A 21,076-nucleotide genomic window follows, 5' to 3' on the forward strand; every position below is an offset into this window, starting at 1 on the left:
TCCAGCTTTCGCTGGAATGACGGTTGAGGGGTTCATAGCGCCACCGCCGTCAGCGTCGCAGCCGCAACTCCCGCCGGACGATGCTCTTCCATGATCCTTCCGCCATGCATCACCAGAACCCGGTCGGCGCTGGCAATGGTCTCCGGTCGGTGCGCGATGATCACCTTGGTCAGTTTGAGCGCACGCACCGCCTCATTGACCAGACGCTCGCGCTCCACATCCAGGTGGCTGGTGGCTTCGTCCAGGAACAGAATGCGCGGCATGCGGTAAAGAGCGCGCGCCAGGATCACTCGCTGCTTCTGCCCGCCCGACAGCGTGGTGCCCATGTCGCCGATCAGGCTGTGGTAGCCCATCGGCATGGCGGCGATCTCGTCGTGCACGGCCGCCAGGCGGGCGGCGGCTTCGATACGTCCGGAATCGAAGCCTTCTTCGCCGAAGGCGATGTTCTCGGCCACGCTGCCGGCGAACAGCTGGTCGTCCTGCATCACCGCGCCTACCATCTGCCGGTAGTTGTGCGGCCCCAGCTTGGCGATATCGTGGCCGCCTGCGGCAATCGTGCCTTGCGTTGGTTTCAACAGACCCAGCAGCAGCTTTACCAGAGTGGTCTTGCCGCAGCCCGAGGGACCGACGATGGCGACCGATTCGCCTTCCTCCACGGTGAAACTGCAGTCCCGCAGCACCCATGGTTCGCCTTCGGCGTAGCGGAAGTTCAGCCCATCGACTTCCAGGCGTGTACTGGCGGGCGGGGCCTGTTCGAAGCGATTCCCGTCCAGGACTTCCGGTTCGGCCAGTGCGATATCCGCCAGGCGTTCGCCATGCAGACGCAGCATGCGGAACTCGACCCATTTGTCGATCAGGCTGCTCACCCGCCCTGCGAACTGGTCCTTGTAGGCCAGGTAGGCGATCAGCATGCCTACCGAGAACACGTTCTGCATGGCCAACAGCGCGCCCATCCAGATCACCGCGATGCGCTCGGCGCCGAAGATCAGCTGGCTGGCGGTGTTGAAGCCCAAGCCCAGTTTGGCCAGCCAGACATCGCGGTTGACGGTGTCGTTCATCAAGTTGAGGTAGGTGGATCGACGACTGGTTTCGCGGCCGGCGATCTTGACCGATTGCACGCCGCGGATCGACTCAAGCAGATGGCTTTGCTGTTTGGCGCTGGCGACCAATTGCTGTTCGGTGCCTTCACGCACCGGGCGGAAAGCCAATGCGCGAAGACCGAGATACAGCGCTACGGCCAACAAGGTGACCGAAGCCAGTTTCCAGCTGTAGAGCAGCATCATGCCCAAAGTCACCACGGCCATCAGCCCGTCGATCAGGGCTTCGACGAAGCTGGTGGTCAGGGTGCGCTGGATGGTCTGCACGCTGCCCATGCGCGAGGTGATGTCGCCCAGGTGGCGCTTCTCGAAGAAATCCAGCGGCAGCTTGAGCAGATGACTGAAGACGTTGCCCATCCACTGCAGGCCCAACCGCGTGGACAGGTAAACCACCGACCAGCCGCGCAGCAACCCGATGCTTACTTGAAGCAGCAGGACGAGACTGAACCCCAGGCCGAGCACGGTCAGCAGGTTGCGGTCGGCGGAGATCAGTACCTGGTCCACCACCCATTGCATGAAGAAGGGGGCCAGGATGACGAAGACCTGCAGAGCGACCGACAGCGCCAGGATCAAGGCCAGCGAACGCCACAGGCCGGTAACGCGACCAGTCAGCTGGCGGAAGGAAATTGTGGGCGCGGCCTTCTGCGGCTTGAACTCGGCGGTAGGGGTCAGCTCCAGCGCCACGCCGGTGAAGTGGTCGGAGACTTCGGCGTAGCTGAGTTCGCGCTTGCCGAAGGCAGGATCGAGAACGGTTATTTTCTTCTTGCCGACTTTGGCCAGGACGATGAAGTGGTTTAAGTTCCAATGCAGGATGCAGGGCAGCTTGAGCTGGCCCAAGTGCTCCATATCCAATCGCAATGGTCGGGATTGGAAGCCCAGTTGCCCGGCAACCGTCATCAGACGCGTGAGGCTGGCACCTTTCAATGACAATGGAAAGCGGCGACGCATTTCCGCCAGGCCAAGCTTCATGCCGTTCGCGTCAGCGACCATCGCCAGCGAAGCGAGGCCGCACTCGGCGGCTTCGGATTGGACGTCACAACACCTGCAGGTTCGCATAAGCCAGCACCAGCCATTTGCTGCCTTCGCTGTCGAAGTTCACCTGCACGCGCGCGTGGGCGCCTGCGCCTTCGTAGTCGGTGACCACGCCTTGCCCGAACTTGGGATGCGAGACATTGGCGCCCAGCTTGAGCGGCGGCGCTTCGATGGGCACGTGGCCGAAGCTGCGGGACGCGCCGGCCGAATAGGTGCGCGACACCTGCACCTTGGGCCGCACTTCGTGCAGCAGGTGCGTCGGAATTTCGCGCAGGAAGCGCGACGGGATGCCGTACATGTCCTGGCCGTGGATGCGCCGGGTTTCCGCATAGCTCAACATCAGCTTCTGCCGCGCGCGGGTAATGCCGACGTAAGCCAGGCGGCGCTCTTCTTCCAGCCGCCCGCTTTCGTCCAGCGACTTGCCGCTGGGGAAAAGCCCTTCTTCCATGCCGCCCAGGAACACCACCGGGAATTCCAGGCCCTTGGCCGAATGCAGCGTCATCAGCTGCACGCCATCCTCGCCCGCCTGCGCCTGGCCTTCGCCGGCTTCCAGCGAGGCGTAGGCCAGGAACGCGGTCAGCTCGCTCATGCCCTCGCGGCTTTCATCGAGGATGTCTTCGTCGTCGCGTCGAACGAAACGGGAGGCGACCGAAACCAGTTCGTCCAGGTTCTCGGTGCGCGAATCCAGCTGGCCCTTGCTTTCGTTGAGATAGAAATCGCGCAAGCCCGAGCGCATCAGCACGTGGTCGATCTTGTCCTTGAGCTCGAGTTCGGCGACCTCCACCGACAATGCCTCGATCAAGGTGATGAACCCCGCCAGCGCGTTGCGCGCGCGGCCCGCCAGCTCGTTGCCCACCGAAAGCGCGCGCGCCGCCTCGAACAGCGGCTGCGACAGCGTGCGTGCGCGCTTGCGCACTTCGTCCAGGGTGCGGTCGCCGATGCCGCGCGTGGGGGTGTTGACCGCGCGCTCGAACGCCGCGTCGTCGGCACGATTGGCGATCATGCGCAGATAGGCCAGCGTGTCCTTGATCTCGGCGCGCTCGAAGAAGCGCATGCCGCCATAGACCCGGTACGGCACCTGCTCGGCCAGCAACGCTTCTTCGAAGGCACGCGACTGCGCGTTGCTGCGATAGAGCACCGCCGCCTCGCCGTAGCTGCCGCCGTCGCGGACCCATTGCAGGATGCGGTCTACCACATAGCGCGCTTCGTCGACTTCGTTGTAGGCGGCATACAGATCGATTGGCTCGCCGTCGCCGGTATCGGTCCACAGCTGCTTGCCGATGCGGTCCGGATTGTGTGCGATCACCGCATTGGCCGCACCCAGGATATTGGCGCTGGAACGGTAGTTCTGCTCCAGGCGGATGGTCTGGGCGCTGCTGAAATCCTTGAGGAAACGCTGCACGTTCTCGACCTTGGCGCCGCGCCAGCCATAGATGGCCTGGTCGTCGTCGCCGACCACGAATACGTGCCCGGTGTCGCCGGCAAGCAGGCGCACGAATCCGTACTGGATGGCGTTGGTGTCCTGGAATTCGTCCACCAGGATCTCGCGGAAGCGCGCGCGGTAATGCGCCAGCAACGCGGGCTGGTCGCGCAACACCTCGTGCGCGCGCAGCAGCAGTTCGGCGAAATCCACCAGCCCGGCGCGGTCACAACGCTCCTGGTACAGCACATAGGCGCGACGCAAGGTATCGGTCCATTGGTCGTCGCCGGGCTGGATATGCTCGGCGCGGCGGCCTTCGTCCTTCTGCGCGTTGATCCACCAGGCGATCTGGCGCGGCGGGAAGCGCGCCTCGTCCAGCTCCATCTGCTGGACCACGCGCTTGACCAGACGCAGCTGGTCGTCCGAATCCAGTACCTGGAAGGTCTCCGGCAGCTTCGCCTCTTGCCAGTGCAGGCGCAGCATGCGATGGGCCAGGCCGTGGAAGGTACCGATCCACATGCCGCGGCTGCCGTTGCGCAATTGCGCGTCGGCGCGGTGGCGCATCTCGCCGGCGGCCTTGTTGGTGAAGGTGACGGCAAAAATGCCGTGCACCGGCACGCCGTGCACTTCGTTCAACCAGGCGATGCGGTGGGTGAGCACACGCGTCTTGCCCGAACCGGCGCCTGCGAGCACGAGATAGTGGCCCGGCGGCGCGGAAACCGCTTCGCGCTGCGCCGGGTTCAGATCATCGAGTAAATGGGAGACATCCACGCGGCTATTTTACGCCGTACCGCGCGCAAGCACTGAGATCGATCAAGGGCAAATCAGTGCTCGGTTTTGGGTTTGTTGGTCACGTGGCTCATCAAACGGTCAGTGTAGGCAATGCCGATGGCCGACAGGATGAACACGCAGTGGATGATGGTCTGCCACATCACGCCCGATTCGGTGAACTTGCTGTCCGGCATGCCCAGGTCGCCGACTTCGATGAAAGTCTTCAGCAGGTGGATGGAAGAGATGCCGATGATCGCCATGGCCAGCTTCACCTTCAGCATGCTGGCGTTGACGTGGCTCAGCCATTCGGGCTGGTCCGGGTGCCCTTCCAGGCGCAGGCGCGAGACGAAGGTTTCGTAGCCGCCCACGATCACCATCATCAACAGGTTGGAGATCATCACCACGTCGATCAGTCCCAGCACGATCAGCATGATCGCCACTTCGGCCGTGGGGCCGCCTTCGGCCAGCTTGGCGGCCTGCTCGGCTTCGCCGCCGTGCAGGAACACCTCGTTCACCAGATGCACCAGCTCCACGCCGAACTGCCAGACATAAACCGCCTGGGCGACGATCAACCCCAGATACAGCGGCAACTGCAGCCAGCGCGAAGCGAAGATCAGCGAGGGAAGCGGGCCGAGGCGATTGGGTTGCTGATGCGACATGGGACCGGAATGCTGCGTTGCGGGGATGCGGCAGGTTACCGGCCCATGGTGACGCTGCCAAGCGCGACGACGGGGCTAAACTCCACTTCCCTTGCCCCACAACGAGTTTCGCCATGATCGATCTGTACTACTGGCCCACCCCCAACGGCCACAAGATCACGCTTTTCCTGGAAGAGCTGGTCGATGCGGGCCATGCGCTGGAATACAGCATCAAACCGGTGGATATCGGCGCCGGCGACCAGTTCAAACCGGAATACCTGGCTATTTCGCCCAACAACAAGATGCCGGCCATCGTCGACCACGCGCCCGCCGACGGCGGCGCACCGATCAGCGTGTTCGAATCCGGCGCGATCCTGCAGTACCTGGCGGAAAAAACCGGCCTGTTCCTGCCCGAAGATCTGCGCGGCCGCACCGCCGCCATGGAATGGCTGTTCTGGCAGATGGGCGGGCTGGGGCCGATGACCGGGCAGATGGGCCATTTCAATGTGTATGCGCCCGAACCCATCGCCTATGCCATCGACCGCTACGGCCGCGAAGTGACGCGCCTGCACGGGGTCATGGACAAGCGCTTGGCCGGGAACGAGTTCCTGGCCGGCGACGCCTACACCATCGCCGATATTTCGACCTATCCGTGGATCGGCGCCTACGACAAGCTGCCGGCGGATTTCGAGGCATTCCCGAACATCAAGCGCTGGCACGAGGCCATCGCCGCCAGGCCGGCGACCGAACGGGCTTATGCTTGGAAGAGCAAGGTGAACCCGGACGCGGGGAAACCATTGAGTGAGGAAGAGCGGAAACATCTCTTCGGCCAAAGCAGTCCAACCAAGTAAGGATCGTCATCCCGGCTTTCTCCGGGATGACGACTGAAAACACCCCGAGACCCCCCATGCGCCTCATGTTGATCAGCTTGATGATGCTTTCCGCCACAGCACACGCCGCTCAGCCACTCCCGAGCAAACTCACGCTCGAAGCCATCACCGGCAGCGCGCCGTTGTCCGGCCCCACGCTGACCAAGCCGCAGATCGCGCCCGACGGCTCGCGGGTGACCTTCCTGCGCGGCAAGGACAACGACCGCAACCAGCTGGATCTGTGGGAATACGACGTGGCCAGCGGGCAGACGCGCTTGCTGGTGGATTCCAAGGTGGTGTTGCCCGGCGCCGAAACCCTGAGCGATGAAGAGAAGGCGCGCCGCGAGCGCCAGCGCATCGCGGCGCTGTCGGGAATCGTCGACTACCAATGGTCGCCGGACGGCAAGACCTTGCTTTTCCCCTTGGGCGGCGAGCTTTACCTGTACGACCTGGCCAAATCCGGAACAGCGGCGGTGCGCAAATTGACCGACGGCAGCGGCTTCGCCACGGATCCGAAGATTTCGCCCAAGGGCGGCTTCGTCAGTTTCATCCGCGACCGCAATCTGTGGGTCATCGATCTGGCCAGCGGACAGAAGGTACGCCTGACCGGGGACGGTTCCGATACCATCGGCAACGGCGTCGCCGAATTCGTCGCCGACGAGGAAATGGGTCGCCACACCGGTTACTGGTGGGCCCCGGACGATTCGGCGCTCGCCTTCGCCCGCATCGACGAATCGCCGGTGCCCGTGCAGAAGCGCTACGAGGTGTATCCCGACCGCACAGACGTGGTGGAGCAGCGCTATCCCGCCGCTGGCGATGCCAATGTCAGGGTGAAGTTGGGTGTGATCGCGCCGAAAGCCGACGCGAAGCCCGAATGGATCGACCTCGGCAAGGACGAAGACATCTATCTGGCCCGTGTCGACTGGCGCGACCCGCAGCGCCTCGCTTTCCAGCGCCAATCGCGGGATCAGAAGAAGCTGGAGCTGATCGAGACCACACTGGCCAGCGGCCGGCAGCGCACGCTGGCCACTGAAACTTCGAAGACCTGGGTGCCGTTGCACGACAACCTGCGCTTTCTGGACGACGGCCGTTTCGTATGGTCTTCGGAGCGAAGCGGGTTCGAGCATCTCTACCTCGCGTCAGAAGACGGGACGCAACTTGCGCCATTGACCGGCGGGCCATGGCCGGTGGATGCATTGCTTGCGGTGGACCAGGAAAAGGGGCTGGTTTATTTCAGCGCCGGCAAGGATTCGCCTACCGAGAGCCAGGTGTATTCCGTTTCGCTGAAAAGCGGCCCGATCGCCGCCCTGTCTAGAACGGCCGGCAAACACGACGCGGTATTCGCCAAGAACGCCAGCATTTATGTCGACAGCTGGTCCAACGAGGAAACTCCGCCGCAGATCGAATTGTTCAAGGCCGACGGCAGCAAGCTGGCCACGCTGCTCGCCAATGAGCTGGCCGACCCGCAACATCCGTACGCGAAATACCGCGATGCGCAGCGCCCGCTCGAATTCGGAACGCTGACCGCCGCCGACGGCAAGACCTCTCTGCACTACAGTCTGATCAAGCCGGAGGGCTTCGATCCGTCCAAGAAATATCCGGTGGTCGTGTACGTCTATGGCGGTCCCGCCGCGCAGACCGTGACCCGCGCCTGGCCCGGACGCAGCGATGCGTTCTTCAACCAGTACCTGGCGCAGAACGGATATCTGGTGTTCTCGCTGGACAACCGCGGTACGCCGCGGCGCGGCGCGGCCTTCGGTGGCGCGCTGTACGAAAAGCAGGGCACGGTGGAAGTGGACGACCAGCTGCGCGGCGTGGAGTGGCTGAAATCGCAATCCTTCGTCGACGGCAAGCGCATCGGCGTCTACGGCTGGTCAAACGGCGGCTACATGACACTGATGCTGCTCGGCAAGCACAGCGAGGCCTATGCCTGCGGCGTGGCGGGCGCGCCGGTCACCGACTGGGCCCTGTACGACACCCACTACACCGAGCGCTACATGAACCTGCCCAAGGCCAATGAAGCCGGCTATCGCGATGCCAGCGTATTCACCCATCTGGACGGCATGAAATCGAAACTGCTGCTGGTGCACGGCATGGCCGACGACAACGTGCTGTTCACCAATTCGACCAAGCTGATGAGCGAGCTGCAGAAGCGCGGCAAACCATTCGAACTGATGACCTACCCGGGCGCCAAGCACGGACTGAAGGGCAGCGATCTGCTGCATCGCTATCGCCTGACCGAGGATTTCCTGGCGCGCTGCCTCAAACCCTGACCGGCGTTGTACCCTTCATCCAACCCATCGGGATGACCGCCATGAATGCCATGCCGCCGCCGCTTCCCACCAGCCACTCCCGCGGATGGTGGAGCCGGCACTGGAAATGGGCTGTTCCGCTGCTCAGCGCCTTGCTCCTGGCTTTGTTCGCAGGAGTCATCCTGCTTTTCATGTCGACATTGTTAGGCATGATGAAGTCCTCCGACGCTTACCAGCAGGCTCTGCGGGAAGCCAAGGCCAATCCGGCCGTCGTCCAGGCGCTGGGCGAACCGATCGAGGAAGGCTGGTTCATGATGGGCAACATCAGTGTCAATGGCCCCTCCGGCAAGGCCAACCTGCAGATCCCCATCTCCGGGCCCAAAGGCGAAGGTGACATCTATCTGGAAGCGACCAAATCCGCAGGTCAATGGAACTATTCAACGCTGCTGGTGCGCGTGGACGGCAGCGACCGGCCCATCGATCTGCTGCCTGCGCAAACGCAGTGAATTATCCGCGTCGGAAGGCATGACCTAAGACGCATTGCCGCGGCGGGGGCTAGCCGGTAGGGTCATCGCACCTATTCGCCGGATCCGACAATGAAACCTCTCGTCTTCGCCATCGCCCTTGCGCTGTCCGCACCCCTGCCTGTTCTGGCCCAATCCGCAGCGCACGCCGCGCAAAGCAAGTCGGCCGCTTCTCCGGCCTGGGTGGAAACCAGCAACCGCTATGCGCAGATCCTGCTGCAGGCGCAAGCGCCGTTCCAGCCGGAATACGCCAGCTTCTTCGGCATTCCCGGCTACGACGACCAGGTGACCGATCTGGGCCCTGACAATCCCAAGCGCTACCGGGAGGCCACCGCGAAAGCCAAGGCCGAACTGCGGACCAAGCTCCAGTTGGAGCGCGACGCCAACGTGCGCCAGGATCTGGAGATCATGATCGCCGCGGCCGACGAGAACATCGAAGGCAGCGAGCTCAACGAAAAATACCTGCTTCCGTGGAGCGATGCGCCGCAGATGGTGTTCAACGGCATCAATGGCCTGCTTTCCGATCAGACACCCGCCGAGCGACGCGCCAAGGCGCTGGATCGCCTGAAACGCTATGTGGGACTCGCACCGGGCAGCACCGCCATCGCCACCCTGGCGCAGCAGCGCTACGAAGAGAAACTGGCCAACGGCGAACTGCTGCAGCCGACCAAACTAGAAGTCGAACGTGCGGTCGGCAACGTGGATACGTATGTGAGCGGCGTGCGCGATCTGTTCGCCAAATACAAGATCGCCGGCGCCGAGGAGGCGCTGGATGCGATGGAGAAGCAACTCAAGGCCTACAACGAATGGACCCGCACCCAGGTCCTGCCGAAAGCGCGCACCGACACCCGTCTGCCGCCGGAGCTGTACGCCTACCAGCTCAAGCAGTACGGCATCGACATCGACCCGGCCCTGCTGATGCGGCGCGCGCAGTTGGAGTTCATGGAAACCCGCGCGGCGATGCAGCAACTGGCGCCTCTGGTGGCCAAGGCCAAGGGCATCGAGGCGACCGACTACCGCGAGGTGATCAAGGCGCTGAAGAAGGACAGCATTCCCAACGACAAGCTGGAAACCTACTACCGCGGCATCATCGACCGGATCGATCCGATCATCGTGCGCGAGAAGATCGTCGACGTGCCCAACCGGCCCATGCAGATGCGCCTGGGTTCGCCCGCCGAAAGCGCGGCCCAGCCGGCGCCGCACTTCCTGCCCGCACCGCTGGTGGGCAACACCGGGCAGCAGGGCACCTTCGTGCTGCCGCTGGGCAATCCGGACAAGGACGGCAAGGGCAAGAACTACGACGACTTCAATTTCGACGCGGTGGCGTGGACGCTGTCGGCGCACGAGGGGCGTCCCGGCCATGAACTGCAGTTCACCGCCATGGTCGAACGCGGGGTCTCGCTGGCGCGCAGCATGTTCGCCTTCAATTCGGTCAACGTCGAAGGCTGGGCGCTGTACGCCGAAGCCGAGATGGTGCCTTACGAACCGTTGGACGGGCAGCTGATCGCATTACAGTTCCGCCTGCTGCGCGCCGCACGCGCGATGCTGGACCCCAGCCTCAACCTGGGCCTCACCGATCGCGAACGCGCGCGTCTGGTGCTGGAGGAAGACGTGGGCCTGTCCGAACCGATGGCGCGCCAGGAACTGGACCGCTACACCTTCAACGCGCCGGGCCAGGCCGGCAGCTATTTCTACGGCTACACCCGCATCCTGGAATTGCGCATGCAGACCGAGCTGGCGCTGGGCAAACGCTTCGACCGCAAGGCCTTCAACAATTTCCTGTTGGATCAGGGGCTGTTGCCGCCCGATCAGCTGGCCAAGGCGGTGAATGAAGTCTTCATTCCTGCGCAGCAGGCGAAGAAATAAGTTCTTCGAGTAGGGCGGGCACTGCCCGCCGCTCTTGATTTTCCTGTGGCGGGCAATGCCCGCCCTACGGTCGTCATGCAATAACGACTCCACCGACGTCAGTGCGTGGAGTGCTCCGCGTGCGACAGGCCATGGACAAAAGCATCCATTTCCATGTCGCCAAGATCGGCATGATCGATCTCCAGCAGGCCATCGAGCGGCGTGAACGCCTGCTCCACCGGAATCTGCGTCAATCCCTGCAGACGGATGGAATCCCCGCCGCTGCATCTGCTGCTGTCCGGCTTGCCGGTGCAATAGCGGGCCGGCAAACCGGAAGCCGGCAACCAGTCCAGTTCGACATGCTTTCCCTGTGCGTCGGCGCCGCGATAACGGGCGAGCGGCTGGGCGAACGCGCTGGCATTGCCGGCGGTATCCAATCGCGCCCGCAACGCCGGATCGACCAGGCCCGACAGCTGCGCCCAGTCCGGCACCTTGTCCAGGGTGCGCAGATCGCCTGGCGCGTACACCACCATGCGCCGGTCGGCCGGATACAGTTCGCGCAGTTCCACCCCATCGGACGTTTGCCGCCAGACTCTGATCGGTTCACCGGCGATGCGGTATTCGATGCGTGTGCCGTTGCGCACCAGCTTCAGCTCCCTCTCGCCGCGCGCATCGCGGATGCGGTAGTCGCCCATCCATGCCGATTCATCGCCAGCGGCCGTGGTGTTGGAGCCCGGCTCATCGCTGCCGCCATCGCCGGCCCATCCCTGGCCGGCGATCAACGCGAGGAGCAAGAGCCATCCGCGTGCCATCACTGCTTGGTCATGCCGGCGCGCAGGTCGGCTTCGAGCAGCGGAGGCGCGAGCGACGACTTCTTGTCGTTCTTGCCGCAACCGCCGAACAGCGAGCAGAAGAAGAACGAGGTGTCCCTCTGCGATTGCGCCATCACGTGGAAGACGACGTTCTGTTCGACCACACCCTGGAAGGCGTGCGCACCCGGACCCGTGGCGTAGATGCCCACGTCTTCGGCAGCGTGCGTTTCCGAACCCAACGGCACCGCCGCCTCCTGCAGGAAGTTGACGTTGGCGGTGTCGACATTGGTCAGGTCCGGGCGCGCGGCCGGTCCACGATAGCCGGGACCGTTGATGTAGCCGAGCGTGGTGTAGGGCTTGCCGTCGGAGTCCAGCGCCAGCGCGCCATCGGTGACCACCTTGCCCAGGATGTTGTTGCCGCGGTCGGGATAGCCGGCGATGGTGAAGGTGTGGCTATGGTCGGCGGTGACGATGATCAGGGTGTCTTCGTCCGAACTCTTGCGCTGCGCCGTACGCACCGCATCGGAGAGGGCGATGGCGTCCACCAGCGCGCGGCTGGCGTTGCCGGCGTGGTGGGCGTGGTCGACGCGCCCGCCTTCCACCATCAGGAAATAGCCCTTGTTGCCGTTGCGGTTCTGCAGGATGTCGATCGACTTGGCGGTCATCTCGGCCAGGCTCGGTTCCTTGCCCGCATCGAGCGGACGGTCGGCCTCGTATTCCATGTGCGAGCGCTCGAACAGGCCCAGCAGGTGCTTGGTCGTGGCCGGATTGATGGCGTCGAACTGCGCCTTGTTCCAGACGTAGGCCGAAGCTGGCTTGCTGCCCCATTCGTTGGCCAGGTTGCGGCCGTCCAGACGGCGGCCTTTGCTGCTGGTGTCTTCGGGATCGTTGAGCGTGTTGGGCAGGAAATAGCTGCGGCCGCCTCCCAGCGCGACTTCAAGGCCGTTGCCGTACGGGAATTCGATCAATTGCCGGGCGATATCCTTGCAGCCCGAAGCCTTGGCCTCGGCGCTCAGTTCCGCATCGCTTTCCCAGTCGCGGTTGGGCGTATGCGCGTAGGTGGCGGCCGGTGTGGCATGGGTGATGCGCGCGGTGCTGACGATGCCGGTGGACATGCCCAGCGCTTCGGCCACTTCCAGCAGGCTGGCCACGCCCTTGCCCTTGGCCGAGGCGCAATTGTTGTAGCGCGCGTCCTGGGTGACGCCCAGCACGCCCTGATTGGTCTTGATGCCGCTCATCATGGCGGTCATGGTCGGCGCCGAGTCCGCCGTCTGGCCGTCGACCGAGTAGGTTTTCGACAGGCTGAGGTACGGGAACCGCTCGAAGCTCAGCGCGTTCTCTTCGCCGCTGCGGCCCTTGAGCTGGCCTTCCAGGATGCGCGCGGCCGCCACCGTCGACAGGCCCATGCCGTCGCCGACGAACAGAATCACGTTCTTGGCTTTTTTATGGCTGGGGCGCAGCTCGGCGCCCGCACGCGCGGCGCGCGCGCCGTCGCTGTACCACTGCTGGGCGCTTTCGCCGCGCGCCGGAGCTGGCGCGGAAGCGGCACGCTTGGCCGAGGCTTTGCCGCGGATGTGTTCGGGTTCGGCGGTCAGGCCGGGACCTGCGACCAGCATGGTCAGGGCGGCGCAGCCCAGGATCGTGGACAGGTGGCGCATGGGCGTTCTCCATTGCTCGGGGGAGAACGCACTGTCGGTGCGGGTCGTTGCACTTGGATGACCGCAATGCAACCGTTCGGCTACGCCGGCAACATGTGGGAGCGGCTTCCAGCCGCGAGCTTTTGAGCTGTGGTATGGCTGATGGAAGAGCTCGCGGCTGGAAGCCGCTCCCACGGAGTCGCTATTGGCTCAATCGATCAAGGTTGCGCAGGCTCCGCCCCCGGCGGTACGTAGATCGCCACGCCGGCGGCCTTCTTCTGCGTGGTCGGAATGCCGATGCCAATGCCGCCCGCGCTGTGGCGGCCATAGCTGCCGGCGCCCACCGACATGCCCACCGGCGAACCGCTGGAGCCCACGCCCATCAGGATCACGCCGTTGGCGCCCAGTGCGGCGGCTTCGCGCTTGAGCCGGGCGACGGCCGCATCGGTCTGGCTCTGTGTGCCGAAACCGACCGCACTGGAGGATTCGAGCTGGGCGATCTCGATGGAGCCCGGCGGCGGCGTGGTGTAGATCCGGACCTGGGCCGGATCGACCGGCGGACGCGCCTGGCCAAGCATGACCTTGGAGGTACCGGCGCAGGCGCTGAGCGCAAGGGCCAGCAGGAGAAGAGTGACGGAACGCAGGCTCATGGCGGTTTCCCCTGGAAGGATGGCTGGATGATCGGCCTATGGGACTGAATGCTCGCATACCTTGGCGCCACCGGCGCGGGCACCGCAACGGTGGCCGACTCTAGGCATCGTTGGCCCGGATCGAAGGCGTCTGCGCGTTATAGTTGGCACATTAACCAGGAGTGCTGTCATGGGTCTTATCAGTGTGTTGTGGGGCGTGGTGGCCATGATCTGGATGGTGCTGGCGCTGATTCCGCTGCTGGGCTGGGGCAACTGGTTCCTGATCCCCTTCGCCGCGGTCGGCGCGATCATCGCTGCCATCGGCATCCTGTTCACTTCCGACGCCAAAACCGGCCGCGCCAAAACCGGATTGCTGCTGAACGGCATCGTGATCGTGGTGGGCATCGTCCGCCTGGCGATCGGCGGCGGTATCTTCTAAATCCAAACCTGTGTAGGAGCGACGTAAGTCGCGAAACTGCGGAAATCAGGTCCGCCAAGACGGATTCGGCTGTACGCGCTTCGCGACTTACGTCGCTCCTACACCTACAGGATGGCGGCGAAGGCGGGACGCGCGGCGACCAGTGCCTGGGTGTGGGAATGCTGCGGTTGGGACAGCACCATCGCGGTCTCGCCGCATTCCACGATGCGGCCCTGTTCCAGTACGGCGATGCGTTCGGCCACGGCCGAGGCGGCCGCCAGGTCGTGGGTGACGAACAGCAGCGCCAGGCCGCGCTCGCGTTTCAGCTTGGCCAGCAAGGCCAGGATCGCAGCGCGATGATGCGCATCCAGAGCGGAGACCGCTTCGTCGCAGACCAGCAGATCCGGCGACGTCGCCAGCGCGCGCGCGATGGCGATGCGTTGCCGTTGCCCGCCGGAAAACTGGTGCGGATAGCGATCCAGCGCGGAGTCGTCCATGCCCACGGCCTGTAGCAGTTCCGATGCTTTCGCGCGCTGGCTCGCGCTATCGCCGATGCCGTGGATGCGCAGCGGCTCGGCGACGATGCGCGCGATATCCAGGCGCGGATCCAGCGATGCGTAAGGATCCTGGAACACCACTCCGATGCGCCGGCGGAGCTTGCGCAACCCGCTCGCGCTCAACGAATCCAAGGCGACACCCTCCAGCACGATACGGCCCTGCGCGCCGCGCAGGAGCTTGAGCAACGCGCGGCCCAGCGTGCTCTTGCCACTGCCCGATTCGCCGACCAGGGCCAGGCCTTCGCCACGCCGCAGTTCGATCTCCACCCCATCCAGCGCATCGCGCGCGGCGCCGCGATAGCGCATGCGCAGGTTTTCGGCGCGCAACAGGACCGGCGCATCGGCAACGGGCGCAGGCAGTTCCTGCAGCTGGTCGGCCGCCAGCAGCTCGCGCGTGTAGGCGTGGCCGGGGGCGGCGAATACCGCATGGGTGTCGCCTCGCTCCAGCACTTCGCCGCCGCGCAGCACCAGCAATCGCTGCGCGTAGGCGCCCACTAGCGGCAAGTCGTGGCTGATCAGCAGCAGGGCCAGGTTCTGTTCGCGACGCAGATCGTCCAGCAGGCCCAGGATGTCGCGGGCGATGCGCGCGTCCAGCGCGGAAGTCGGCTCGTCGGCGATCAGCACGCGCGGACGCGTCGCCAGCGCCAGCGCGATGGCGATGCGTTGGCGCTGCCCGCCGGAAAAAAGATGCGGGTACTTGGATAGCGCCTGGCGCGGATCGGGCATCTGCACGCGGCGCAGCAACTCTTCGGCCTCCCTGCCGGCCGCTTCGCGCGACAGGCCGCGCGCCGCGCGCAGGGTTTCGACCAGTTGCGCGCCGATCCTGCGCAGAGGGTGCAGCGCCGCGAGCGGATCCTGCGGCACCAGGCCGAACACGCGCCCGCGCATAGCGGCATGCGCCGGCGAACCGAACACGACCTGCTGCTCATCCACGCGCAGACTGGCGCTGGCTTCCAATCCCGGCGGCAACAGATTCAGCAAAGCCAGCGAAGTCAGGCTCTTGCCGCTTCCCGATTCGCCGACCAGGCCCACGCATTGGCCGCCATCGAGTTCCAGCGACAGGCCATGCAGCAGTTCGCGCCGGTCCCGTCCGGACGCGGCGATGCGCAGATCGGCAAGCTCCACTCGCACACGGGGGCTCAATGCGGCCAAGCTCATGCGGCAGCCGACTCGGCACGTTCGCCGCGCACGCTTTCGCCACGAAGATCCATCCAGTCGCGCAGGCCATCGCCCAGGAACTGGAAAGCGGCCAGCGTGACCACCAGCAACAAGGCCGGAAACAGCAGCGTCCACGGCGCCGAATCCAGTTCCTGCACGCCTTCGGCCAGCAGCGTGCCCCAACTGGCCGAAGGCTCGTCCACGCTCAGGCCCAGGAAACCCAGGAAGCTTTCCACCAGGATCGCCTGCGGCAGGATCAGGCCCAGGTACACGAACGCCAGTGGCATCAGGTTGGGCAGCACGTGCCAGCGCAGGCGTTGCGCAAAGGTGGCCCCGGCCGCATGCGCAGCCAGCACGAACGGCGCCTCGCGCAGGCGCGCGCTTTCCGCACGCATCACCCGCGCCAGGTCGATCCATACGTAACCGCCGATGGCGGCGAGCAGCAGGCCCAGCGAGCGTTCGAACAAAGTCAGCAGCAGGATCACCACCAGCAGGAACGGCAGCGCGGAAAATACATCCAGCACGCGCAGCATCGCGCGCTCCACCCGGCCGCCGGCCAGGCCGGCGACGGCGCCGTAAGTCAGACCGATCACCAGCGCAACCACGCTGGCCAGCAGGCCGATGGTCAGCGAAAGGCGTCCGCCCGCCAGGGTGCGCGCAAAAACGTCGCGGCCGATGGCGTCGGTACCGAACCAGTGCCCGTTCACGCCGGGGGCGACGGACAGCGAATTCCAGTCGGGGGAATGCGGGGTGTATGCGCTGAACAGGGGACCGAGCCAGCAGCTCAATGCCAGCGCTGCGAGCAGGGCCAGGCAGGTGCGTGCGAGGGGTGGCAGGGTACGCAGTGTTTGCATGGTGCGCATCGTAGCCTGCTCTTTCCTTCTCCCCCTGGGAGAAGGTGCCCGAAGGGCGGATGAGGGTGCGGTGAAATAGTTAATGTCTGAACCATCCCAGCTTCGCCGTACCCTCACCCCAACCCCTCTCCCGATGGAGAGGGGCTCAATGCCACAGGCGTATCATTTACGCATCGCTTGAGGAGCACCCATGGCCTACCCCTACACCCGCCCCCGCCGCATGCGCCGCGACGATTTCTCCCGGCGGCTGATGCGCGAGCACGTGCTGACCGCCAACGATCTGATCTATCCGGTGTTCGTGCACGAACTGCCGGGCCGCGAGGCGGTGCCTTCCATGCCGGGCGTGGAGCGTCTGTCGATCGACGAGTTGCTGAAGGTCGCCGAGCAGGCTTCGGAACTGCGCGTGCCCGCCCTGGCCTTGTTCCCGGTCACCGCGCCGGAGGCCAAATCCCTGCAGGCCGAAGCCGCCTGGGACGACGACGGCCTGGCCCAGCGGGCGGTGCGCGCGCTCAAGCAGCGTTTTCCGGGATTGGGCGTGATCACCGACGTGGCCCTGGATCCGTTCACCACCCACGGCCAGGACGGCATCATCGACGACAGCGGCTACGTGATGAACGACATCACCGTCGAGGCGCTGGTCAAGCAGGCGCTGTCGCATGCGCGCGCCGGCGTGGACATCGTGGCGCCCAGCGACATGATGGACGGCCGCATCGGCGCCATCCGCGAGGCCCTGGAAAGCGAGGGCCACGTGCATACCCGGATCATGGCCTATTCGGCCAAGTACGCGTCGGCGTTCTACGGCCCGTTCCGCGATGCGGTGGGCAGCGCCGGCAATCTGGGCAAGGGCAACAAGTACAACTACCAGATGGACCCGGCCAATTCGAACGAAGCGCTGCACGAAGTCGCGCTGGACATCGACGAGGGCGCGGACATGGTGATGGTCAAGCCCGGCATGCCTTACCTGGACGTGGTGCGGCGGGTGAAGGACGAATTCGGCGTGCCCACTTTCGCCTATCAGGTCAGCGGCGAGTACGCGATGCTCAAGGCCGCCTTCGACAACGGCTGGCTGGACGAACGGGCTTGCGTGCTGGAGGCGCTGACCGCGTTCAAGCGTGCCGGCGCCGACGGCGTGCTTACGTATTTCGCGCTGGATGCGGCGCGGTGGTTGAGGGAAGAAAGCGCATAGTATTTCCGCAGGAACGGGCTCTGCCCGCGACCGGCATTGCCGATAAGGCTCGTCGCGGGCAGGGCCCGCTCCTACAATGGAATTCAATCAAGGAGCCCTGCATGAGTCACTACGCTGTCTTCGGTCACCCGGTTTCGCATTCGCTGTCGCCGCGCATCCACGCCGCATTCGGGCGCCAGACCGGCATTGCGCTGGACTACACCGCCGTCGATGCGGCGCCGGAAGCCTTCATGCAGGCGCTGGACGCTTTCGCGGCCGGCGGCGGCAGGGGCGCCAACGTCACCCTGCCCTTGAAGGAAGCCGCCTTCGCCCTGTGCAGCGTCACCAGTGAACGCGCGCGGCGCGCCGGCGCGGTCAACACGCTGACCCGCAACGACGGCCAATGGCATGGCGACAACACCGACGGCATCGGCCTGGTGCGCGACCTGACCGGTCGGCTGGGCCTGGACCTGCGCGGGCGCCGTACCTTGCTGCTGGGCGCCGGCGGTTCGGCGCGCGGAGTAGCCCCCGCGCTGCTCGACGCCGGCGTTTCCGAACTGATAGTCGCCAATCGCACCGCCGAGCGCGCCGATGCGCTGGCCGATGCGCTGGGCGAACCGCAGCGCGCGCATTCGCGCTACTGGGACGATCTGGTGAACGAAGGCGACTTCGCTCTGATCGTCAACGCCACTTCCGCATCGCGTAACGGCGCGGACGAATTCACGCTGCCGTTCCAGTTGTCCACGCCGCGCACGCTGGCGGTGGACCTGAATTACGGCGAGGCCGCCATTCCGTTCCTGGCCTGGGCACGCGCCGCCGGTTGCCGCGACATGGTCGACGGCCTGGGCATGCTGGTGGAACAGGCCGCCGCGGCTTTCGAACTCTGGCACGGCGTGCGCCCCGACACCGCGCCGGTCTACGCCGCGCTGCGCGGCAAGGATGCTTCACTGGTCACGGCGGACTGAGGAGTAACGAAATGGATTCTTTACTGGTAACGGCGTTGACCACGCTCGGCTACTCGTTCCCGGAACTGCTGGCCTGCGCCATCGCCCTGGCGATGTTGTGGAGCGCGGCGCGCCCGGGCAAGGCGCGACAGCTGGGCCTGATCGGCATCGGCCTGATGCTGGGCTGCGCGGTGCTGCAGCTTGGGCTGGGGCTTTACCAGAACTGGGTGATCAGCACCGCCGCCGATTCCGCCACCCAGATCAGCACGATCTTCGCGCGCCTGAGCGCCGTGCACATGTTGATCAACTGCGTTTCGCTGGCGGGGTTGGTGATGATTGCTTGGGGGTTGTGCAAGGCGACGCGGCAAGCCGAAGCGACCACGCGTGCCCCAGGGCAGTAATCGGCGGTGAAGGCTGTGCGTGCGATCCTCCGCACCGCATCGTCGCCTTACCGCCGCACGGGATAGTTCGCGACCGCATACCTCGTTGCCGATGCGGAATAAGCAGCGAAGGGAAATCTGAAGTCCTGAGCCAGCGATGCCGATACGACCGCCATGTTTGCGCTACGATCGGGCCATGAGGAAATCGATCGTCCTGCTCGCGCTGATCTGCGCATTGTCCGCATTGCCTGCGCAAGCGCAGCAGCAGTTCAAGGTGCTGGTCGCGGCCATTCCCAACAAATACCACAACGACTACATCACCGTGGCCAGGCCGTCGTTCGAGCAGATGGCACGGCGCCACAATTTCGAAATGGTCTGGGCATGGGACACACGCCCTTTCGACGGCGACCTTTCGCAGTACGCCGCCATCGTGTTCCTCAACACTCCCGGCGCGGAGCTGAGCGAGCCGCAGCGCAAGCGCTTCCAGGACTACATCCATGCCGGCGGCGGCTTCGTGGCCGTGCACAAGGCCATCGCCACCGCTCGCGAATGGACCTGGTACGAGCATCTGGTGGGGCGTTCGTTCCGTACCCATCCTTATATCCAGACCGGCGTGATCGACGTGGTGGATCGCAACTTCCCGGCCACGCTGGGATTGCCGGACCGCTGGCTATGGACGGACGAATGGTACGAATACGACGCGCCCTATTCCTCCGACCTGCATGTCGTGATGAACGTGGATGAGTCCAGTTACGATCCCACCCTGATCTGGCCCGGCCAGAAAGCCGAAGGCATGGGCAAATCGCACCCGGTGGCGTGGTACCACTTCTTCGAGGGCGGCCGCAGTTTCGTCACTGCGCTGGGGCACACGCCAGAGCTGTACAACGACCGGCTTTATCTGGATCACCTTTACGGCGGCATCTACTGGGCAGCCACGGGACGCGGCATCGTCGCGGAAAAGTCTATTCCGTAACCAGCATCCGCGCTGGTCGGCCGCTGCCGGTTACGGCGCCTCTTTCTTCTGGTCGCCGCAAAGATTCTCAAGCTCCATCCGTTCCGCCGCCTCTCCGCACAGGAACGCCACCTGCGCCTCGCGCGTATACGCTCCGTCGTACGGCATCGCGGTCCACCACTCCACCGCTTCCATCTCTTCGCCCGGCTTGAGCGTGCGGTAGGGCGCATGCACCTCCATTTCCAACAGTCCCGCGCTCGCATCGGCGGGTTCGTCCAGGTAAAGCTCCACCTGGCCCTGCTCGGGATGGATCTTCGAAAGAGGATGATGCCGGAACCGGATCAGGAAAAGCTGGCCGCTGGCGAATCCGGCCATCCAGCCCGCGGAGGGCTGTATCAGGACCTTGCCGCGCCGGGCGCTCATGCCTTCCTCAAGCGCCGATCTGTCCAGCGAAAACAGGCCGCGCTCCACGCGCGGCAGCAAGGGCCCTATCGTCTGTTCGGTGGAAGCCTGCACGCGCACGTCCTGGTCGCCGGTCACCGGCACATACACGCGTGTGTACGAAGGAGTGCGTGTGTTGAACCACAGATCCCACGCGATGTCGGTATTGCGGATATTGCGTGCGGTGGCGCGGACTTCCACGGTATCCGGCCTGTCGACAGACAACTGGAACGTCTTGCGCAGGCGCACGCCCGAGACCGGACTGTCCACGCCTTCCAGGACCAGGCGCGTCGGCGTTCTCTCCACAATCCGGGTATCGGCGAAAGCCAGGAACGGATCCGGCGGCCAGTTCGCCCGGGCTTCGCGGCGTGAGGGATTGGCATCCTGATGCACCCACCACTGGCTTTGCGGACCCACCCATACATCGTGGCCGAGGTAGCCGATGTCGTCGGCCGTCGCGCTGACTTCTGGTTTGGGCCGAGTGGCCAGCGGCTCGCCGGTCTTCAGCAGGTTGGGACGGCCTTTGAGCGAGAATGCCAGGCCGCGTCCTCCCAGCTCAGGGGTGACCTCCAGTGCGATAAGGCCATTCTCCAGGCGAACGGTTTCGACCGCCGAAGCGGCCATCGGCATGCAGAGTGCGGCTATCGCCAGCCAGGACTTCATTGGATCCGCTCCGATTGT

Annotated in this window: 18 protein-coding genes; 9 read left to right on the forward strand and 9 right to left on the reverse strand. The window is 64.8% G+C overall.

Features of this window, described 5'->3' with window-relative positions:
- Positions 1 to 32: 32 nt before the first annotated feature.
- Genes CSC73_RS04940 through CSC73_RS04950 form a run of 3 tightly spaced genes read right to left on the reverse strand, consistent with a single transcriptional unit; the run spans position 33 to position 4,979 of the window.
- Positions 33 to 2,153: a peptidase domain-containing ABC transporter gene (locus CSC73_RS04940; RefSeq protein WP_163839287.1), complete on the reverse strand. Its 2,121-nt coding sequence runs from the start codon at positions 2,151 to 2,153 to the stop codon at positions 33 to 35.
- On the reverse strand, positions 2,131 to 4,320 hold the full coding sequence (uvrD, locus tag CSC73_RS04945) for a DNA helicase II (protein WP_163839288.1): 2,190 nt from the start codon (positions 4,318 to 4,320) through the stop codon (positions 2,131 to 2,133). The genes CSC73_RS04940 and uvrD overlap by 23 nt, the downstream gene beginning before the upstream one ends.
- Before the next feature lie 53 nt (positions 4,321 to 4,373).
- A complete protein-coding gene (locus CSC73_RS04950; protein ID WP_163839289.1) occupies positions 4,374 to 4,979 on the reverse strand; it encodes a TIGR00645 family protein in 606 nt (201 codons plus the stop codon).
- Positions 4,980 to 5,092: 113 nt separating this feature from the next.
- Here CSC73_RS04950 and CSC73_RS04955 point away from each other — a divergent pair, with 113 nt between their 5' ends.
- The 4 genes from CSC73_RS04955 (at position 5,093) to CSC73_RS04970 (ending at position 10,469) form a co-directional block, all read left to right on the forward strand.
- Entirely contained in the window at positions 5,093 to 5,809 is a 717-nt protein-coding gene (locus CSC73_RS04955; protein WP_163839290.1) for a glutathione binding-like protein, read from the forward strand.
- A gap of 56 nt (positions 5,810 to 5,865) precedes the next feature.
- Complete coding sequence (locus CSC73_RS04960; RefSeq protein WP_163839291.1) at positions 5,866 to 8,100, forward strand: S9 family peptidase; 2,235 nt, start codon at positions 5,866 to 5,868, stop codon at positions 8,098 to 8,100.
- A gap of 41 nt (positions 8,101 to 8,141) precedes the next feature.
- Positions 8,142 to 8,585 carry a cytochrome c oxidase assembly factor Coa1 family protein gene (locus CSC73_RS04965; RefSeq protein ID WP_163839292.1) on the forward strand — a complete coding sequence of 148 codons (444 nt, stop codon included), beginning with the start codon at positions 8,142 to 8,144 and terminating at the stop codon, positions 8,583 to 8,585.
- A gap of 90 nt (positions 8,586 to 8,675) precedes the next feature.
- Positions 8,676 to 10,469: a DUF885 domain-containing protein gene (locus CSC73_RS04970; protein WP_093288910.1), complete on the forward strand. Its 1,794-nt coding sequence runs from the start codon at positions 8,676 to 8,678 to the stop codon at positions 10,467 to 10,469.
- A gap of 98 nt (positions 10,470 to 10,567) precedes the next feature.
- On the opposite strand, the gene CSC73_RS04975 is transcribed toward CSC73_RS04970, so the two are convergent.
- The 3 genes from CSC73_RS04975 to CSC73_RS04985 all read right to left on the reverse strand — a co-directional run bounded on the left by CSC73_RS04975 (position 10,568) and on the right by CSC73_RS04985 (position 13,547).
- On the reverse strand, positions 10,568 to 11,242 hold the full coding sequence (locus CSC73_RS04975) for a hypothetical protein (RefSeq protein WP_163839293.1): 675 nt from the start codon (positions 11,240 to 11,242) through the stop codon (positions 10,568 to 10,570).
- Between the two features lie 17 nt (positions 11,243 to 11,259).
- Complete coding sequence (locus CSC73_RS04980; RefSeq protein WP_211840809.1) at positions 11,260 to 12,918, reverse strand: alkaline phosphatase family protein; 1,659 nt, start codon at positions 12,916 to 12,918, stop codon at positions 11,260 to 11,262.
- Positions 12,919 to 13,115: 197 nt separating this feature from the next.
- Complete coding sequence (locus tag CSC73_RS04985; protein ID WP_163839294.1) at positions 13,116 to 13,547, reverse strand: hypothetical protein; 432 nt, start codon at positions 13,545 to 13,547, stop codon at positions 13,116 to 13,118.
- A gap of 169 nt (positions 13,548 to 13,716) precedes the next feature.
- Here CSC73_RS04985 and CSC73_RS04990 point away from each other — a divergent pair, with 169 nt between their 5' ends.
- Entirely contained in the window at positions 13,717 to 13,965 is a 249-nt protein-coding gene (locus CSC73_RS04990; RefSeq protein WP_093288919.1) for a hypothetical protein, read from the forward strand.
- Between the two features lie 104 nt (positions 13,966 to 14,069).
- Here CSC73_RS04990 and CSC73_RS04995 read toward each other — a convergent pair whose 3' ends face one another.
- Both CSC73_RS04995 and CSC73_RS05000 read right to left on the reverse strand, forming a co-directional pair.
- On the reverse strand, positions 14,070 to 15,659 hold the full coding sequence (locus tag CSC73_RS04995) for a dipeptide ABC transporter ATP-binding protein (protein WP_163839295.1): 1,590 nt from the start codon (positions 15,657 to 15,659) through the stop codon (positions 14,070 to 14,072).
- A complete protein-coding gene (locus CSC73_RS05000) occupies positions 15,656 to 16,513 on the reverse strand; it encodes an ABC transporter permease (RefSeq protein ID WP_163839296.1) in 858 nt (285 codons plus the stop codon). The genes CSC73_RS04995 and CSC73_RS05000 overlap by 4 nt, the downstream gene beginning before the upstream one ends.
- 190 nt (positions 16,514 to 16,703) lie before the next feature.
- On the opposite strand from CSC73_RS05000, the gene hemB reads away from it, so the two are divergent.
- The 4 genes from hemB (at position 16,704) to CSC73_RS05020 (ending at position 19,975) form a co-directional block, all read left to right on the forward strand.
- On the forward strand, positions 16,704 to 17,699 hold the full coding sequence (hemB, locus tag CSC73_RS05005; protein ID WP_163839297.1) for a porphobilinogen synthase: 996 nt from the start codon (positions 16,704 to 16,706) through the stop codon (positions 17,697 to 17,699).
- A gap of 101 nt (positions 17,700 to 17,800) precedes the next feature.
- Positions 17,801 to 18,643, forward strand: coding sequence for a shikimate dehydrogenase (gene aroE, locus CSC73_RS05010; RefSeq protein WP_163839298.1), 843 nt, complete (start codon positions 17,801 to 17,803; stop codon positions 18,641 to 18,643).
- A gap of 11 nt (positions 18,644 to 18,654) precedes the next feature.
- Entirely contained in the window at positions 18,655 to 19,023 is a 369-nt protein-coding gene (locus tag CSC73_RS05015; protein ID WP_163839299.1) for a hypothetical protein, read from the forward strand.
- Between the two features lie 175 nt (positions 19,024 to 19,198).
- A complete protein-coding gene (locus tag CSC73_RS05020; RefSeq protein ID WP_163839300.1) occupies positions 19,199 to 19,975 on the forward strand; it encodes a ThuA domain-containing protein in 777 nt (258 codons plus the stop codon).
- Between the two features lie 30 nt (positions 19,976 to 20,005).
- On the opposite strand, the gene CSC73_RS05025 is transcribed toward CSC73_RS05020, so the two are convergent.
- Positions 20,006 to 21,058 (reverse strand): DUF4380 domain-containing protein, encoded by a 1,053-nt coding sequence (locus tag CSC73_RS05025; RefSeq protein WP_246197348.1) that lies wholly within the window; start codon positions 21,056 to 21,058, stop codon positions 20,006 to 20,008.
- Between the last annotated feature and the right edge of the window lie 18 nt (positions 21,059 to 21,076).

Source organism: Pseudoxanthomonas sacheonensis (assembly GCF_010093305.1).
GTDB lineage: Bacteria > Pseudomonadota > Gammaproteobacteria > Xanthomonadales > Xanthomonadaceae > Pseudoxanthomonas_A > Pseudoxanthomonas_A sacheonensis.